At 41.5% G+C, this 4,470-nt stretch carries 5 protein-coding genes and 1 pseudogene; all 6 read left to right on the forward strand.

Annotated elements, in window-relative coordinates; translation table 11 throughout:
* Window positions 1-154: cold-shock protein (locus PGQ38_RS20280; RefSeq protein ID WP_270433083.1), on the forward strand; the 154-nt coding region annotated here is incomplete at its 5' end.
* A 341-nt stretch (window positions 155-495) separates the two neighbouring features.
* Complete coding sequence (locus PGQ38_RS18740; protein ID WP_264295819.1) at window positions 496-627, forward strand: hypothetical protein; 132 nt, start codon at window positions 496-498, stop codon at window positions 625-627.
* A gap of 16 nt (window positions 628-643) precedes the next feature.
* Entirely contained in the window at window positions 644-1,759 is a 1,116-nt protein-coding gene (locus tag PGQ38_RS18745; protein ID WP_204453224.1) for a hypothetical protein, read from the forward strand.
* A 53-nt stretch (window positions 1,760-1,812) separates the two neighbouring features.
* On the forward strand, window positions 1,813-2,499 hold the full coding sequence (locus PGQ38_RS18750; protein WP_204453221.1) for a hypothetical protein: 687 nt from the start codon (window positions 1,813-1,815) through the stop codon (window positions 2,497-2,499).
* A gap of 16 nt (window positions 2,500-2,515) precedes the next feature.
* Window positions 2,516-3,688, forward strand: a complete 1,173-nt coding sequence (locus tag PGQ38_RS18755; protein ID WP_204453218.1) for an ERF family protein — start codon at window positions 2,516-2,518, stop codon at window positions 3,686-3,688.
* 48 nt (window positions 3,689-3,736) lie between these two features.
* A pseudogene (locus PGQ38_RS18760) lies at window positions 3,737-4,470 on the forward strand (hypothetical protein); the annotation flags it as partial.

Below are 4,470 nucleotides of genomic sequence, written 5' to 3' on the forward strand. Positions count from 1 at the left end.
GGAAGATTACTTTGCCCATTTCTCCCAGATTAAAATGGAAGGTTTTAAAAGGCTTTCCGGCAAGCAGCCTGTACAGTTTGAAGTAGGTGCCGATGAAAATGGCAGGGAAATTGCCGTGAATATTGTCCCTCTTACAACAGGGGAAGAAGCGTAAGAGCTAATAAATTTTGAAACACAAAATATACAAAAAATGTGTTTGACAGCCACTATATCTTGTGGTAACCTATAAATGAAATCATATTTTATCAGCCATTATATGGTTGATCTTTCATTTGGATCCGGACATTCCGGATGTTTATCTTTTGGGCAGTTCGCCCTAAAACCAGCAAATACTTTGGAACATTGGAAGACGCGAAGAGAAAGGTTTTCTTTTGGTGTCTTTTTTTGTTAAATAAATGAAAAGGAGGAGCCAGAATGAGAAAAATCAAAGAGACTGTACTGGTCAAAATGAAAAAAAGAAGTGCCAAATAACCCAAAAAGAAAAGGAGAAGATTTATGCAGGAAGTAAACTGGGATGATGTAAATTTATTAGAACTTGGAGTGCTGCTTGACATGGCAAAGGATGGATATTTTTTCCAGATTGCAGATGGACGTATCAGATCCATTGTAGTAAAGCTCATATCCTGAACTCAAAGGAGGGGCTATGTACTATAAGGATGATTTTAACGTGACATTTAAAGAGGAATCTGCTTTTTATAGATATCTGGATGATGTTGAGAAAAGGGCTGAATGGTTCCGTGCACAGAGTAAGGATCTGAAGGTAGAAGCAGTAACAAAAAATAGCATCTGCTCCCCGATTGGAAACATTGATCTGGAATATTTAAAAGATGATACCCTGAAAAATTCCGGCTTGCTGATAAAGACTACGGACCGCAGCTGCTTTCTTGGGATATCCGCAGTCAAAAGCTTAAAAGGCAGAGCCAGAATTGATGGAAAGGCACTTGCAGAACTGGACAAGGAAACCCTTGCCTATATTCTGAATGAATGCCTGAAAGTTTCTAAGGGAAAATCCCTACTCCGCTTTTGTGAAGGCAAGGTGCGGGCAGTTTTATCTGGTGATGAAAAGGATTATTCAATTATGTCCATGCCGGAGGTCTACACAATTGCAGGAGCTTATATCTATAGTGATTTTGAAACAGCTGCCTTTAAGTCCGGATGTGCAGACCACAATCTGGTAAATGCAACATGGGAGTTAAGGGACCAGCGGCTGAACGAATCTTATCAGGAATTATTAGGACGTTATGGGAAAACTTTTAATGGGGAACTGTCTGCGTCAGTCAGGATCAGCACATCTGATGTAGGAAGCTCCGGTGCCAATATATTTTATACGGTGTCTGTCAATGACCAGTACATTATATTAGGAGAAACCCTGAAAGTACGCCATAAAAATTGCAAGGGAACCGAAGATTTCAACCAAAATATGGCATCCATTTTTGAATATTATAAGGCAGCCGTACAGGAGGTTTTGCAGCTTTGTGATATCTGGGTGAATCATCCTGCAAATGCCATGATCGGTGTCATGAAGCAGGCAGGCTTTTCCAAAAAGCTGATTGCAGAAACGGTAGAACGCTACCGCGCATCAGCTGGAGAGCAACCTTGCAGTGCCTATGAAATCTATTGTGGAATCTGTGATGTTATTTCAATCGCAAGACAGCAGGAAACCAATGAACGGGGACTGCTTCTTTTGGAAGAAAAAGTGGCAGCCTGTGTAAACAGGCGCTGGCATGAACTTGACATTCCAGGTGAAATTAAATATTAGGAAAAACAGACGAAGGCAGGAAATCCTGTCTTTTTTGTATGTAGGAGGAAATTATGCAGTATCCGGATTGGCTTATGAAAGCAAAAGAATCTAAGAAACTACTCCAGTGGATACAGGACCCGGTGCACAGCTTCAAAATGTTTCACGGTCGGCTATTACTAAAATGCCAGGAAGAGGACTGCATAGTGTTTTATGCAGTTGATTCCAAGGAAAAGGATTGTTTACAGCTTAAGGAACCAAAACTTTGTGGTGTACTTTATCTGCCGGATTATTTTTTGTATGAAGTGGACACTGCTTTTTATGAAGCAGTCGGGATACCTGCCGATTTTATTTTTCCAACCAGGGAAAATCTTAAAAAAGAAGTGGAAGGCAGGGTCACCCATCTGGTGAAAAATCTGATTGATACAAAATGGGACAAGCTCCTGTTAAAGTACCAAAACCAGAGGGACAGCCTTTTTCCTAATATAAACCGGACACAGGTGCAGGAAACTTCCAAAAGATACCTGAAGGCCAAAATAAAGCCGGAGGAGCTGTTTTACAGTCCAAAGTTTTCCTTTGCAAAGATGCAGGTGGAGTACACGGATGTAATGTTTCTTTACTGCCTGAACCACCACGAGAAGGCTGTACAAATGATTGCAGATAAATGGCTGAAGGAATCTCTTTGGGAGATTTCCCAGAAAAGGATCTACCTTGGATGTGTCCGCGAAGAAATGGAAGAGCTGCAAAAAAAGGCAGCATGAAGGAGGAAATGGATTTATGAGTAAATTTGAGTATCTGAATCTGACTCAGAAGATGATCAAAATAAGAAAGATGGTGCCAAAGCTGATACGGAAACGGTACAGCGAAGAAGTACCTTATGATTTTGTGCGGCTGGATGATATTTATGAATACCTTACCCCGGCGCTTACGAAATATGGAGTGGATTTTGAGGTACTTACCGAAAAGCCCACCCAGGTGGATCCTTCCGGAAACCAGGTATATCTGATACCATTTGGCAATTTATGGCGGTATGAAGCAGATCTGAAGCTCTGCTGGGTAAATGCAGATCGTCCAAATGAAAAAAGTTACAGTGACATTCATGTGGTCGGAACCAATGAGGTTCCGGACAAAGCCAAAGGTGCGGCCTGGAGCTATGGACTGAAATATTATCTATTAAATAAGTATAACATCGTCCAGGCAAACACCGAGGATCCGGACATGCGCGGCCCTGCTCCGGATGGCGACAAAACAAAAAAAGAAAAAACACAAAACAAAGTAGAAAACACGAAACCAGACTTATCCCCTAAGAAAACGGTTTCGGTTACTAATGCTGTAAAATCAGAGCCCAAAAAGAAGGAAGCCAAAGAAAAACCAGAACATCCCCCGAAATCTGGTTCTGCTGAGGCTTCTGCTGAAGAAATCGGACAGTCTTTAAATCGAAACGAAAAACTTACCTCAAAGACAGTTCGTAATGGCAATGCAGTGAGTGGCAAACAGACTGTTAAGATTTCGGAAGATTCTTTTGATCTTGAAATCAGTCCTGACGAGATCCGTGATTTACAGGATAATGATGATAATTTACCAGGCCAGATGCAGTTTGACATGGAAGAAAAGAACCCAGAAGAGGTTTTTGAAGAGACAGACCAGGAAGAGGAAGAGTTTCACCTTGTCAGTGACGAAGATGAAAATCCATTTGACGACGAGAAGGAAGAAGAGACTGCAGAAGATTTCCCTATGGATTCAGAAGAGGATGATGTGGAAAAAGCGAAAAAAGTAATATGTAACTTTGGCTTATTTAGTGGAATGTCCCTTGGTGAAATTTTGTATAAACCAGACGGTCCCAAAACTTTAAGATGGATGGGAAGCGGATATAAAGGAAGCAATAACGAAATGAGGGAGGCTGCGAAGATTATTATGGATTACGAAGATCATAAAAAAATAGCAGCATAAAATGATTGTGGCTCCGGAAATACGGAGCCACATTTTTTAGGAGGAATCATGTACGAACATCCATTTACCATAAAAGAAGTGGCGTGGCTGTTATCCATCCGTTGTCTTGATGGCGGCACCGCCCAGGAATTCCCGGTGGAATGCCCATACTGCGGTGACACCAGAGGAAAATGCAGTTTTTGTGTCAGTAAAAATGGAGAAATGAAAAATGTTTTTAACTGTTTCCACTGTGGGGAAAGCGGAAATATGCTTACCCTGTATGCAGACATTATGGGATTTTATGGAGCAGACCGGTGCAAGGAAGCTTATCAGGATATCCGGAAACGGCTGGAACTTAACAGGCAGGTGACAGGAAATGGGTATAAAAAGATAACAGCCAGTTCTGGCATGAAAGAGGCGGTGCCTAAAAGATCACCCGAGTACCTGGATTTTGTGTACCGGGAACTGCTTTCCCTTTTAAAGCTTCAGGAGCGCCATAGAAAGGATTTTAAAAGACGCGGTGCAGCTGACATAGAAATAAAGGAACTGGAACAAAAAGGATATAAAAGTATTGAACCTGAAAATTCTGTTTCTATAGCAGAAAAACTGTTGGAAAAAGGTTTAAGGCTGGATGGAACCCCAGGTTTTTTCCGGAACCGGTCTGGTATATGGGAAGCAGCTTTTTATGAGGGAAACCAGGACTATCTGTGTCCGGTGTATTCCCTTGATAGAAAAATAGCAGGTTTTCAGATACGTGTTGACAATCCTATAAATCACCGGAAATATATCTGGTTTACAAGCAG

Source organism: Blautia faecis (genome assembly GCF_027662325.1).
In the GTDB taxonomy this organism is placed as follows: Bacteria; Bacillota; Clostridia; order Lachnospirales; family Lachnospiraceae; genus Blautia_A; species Blautia_A faecis.

Coding starts and splice junctions, on each gene's coding strand:
- PGQ38_RS18740 (WP_264295819.1), top strand. CDS start 496: ATGCAGGAAGTAAACTGGGATGATGTAAATTTATTAGAACTTGGAGTG.
- PGQ38_RS18745 (WP_204453224.1), top strand. CDS start 644: ATGTACTATAAGGATGATTTTAACGTGACATTTAAAGAGGAATCTGCT.
- PGQ38_RS18750 (WP_204453221.1), top strand. CDS start 1,813: ATGCAGTATCCGGATTGGCTTATGAAAGCAAAAGAATCTAAGAAACTA.
- PGQ38_RS18755 (WP_204453218.1), top strand. CDS start 2,516: ATGAGTAAATTTGAGTATCTGAATCTGACTCAGAAGATGATCAAAATA.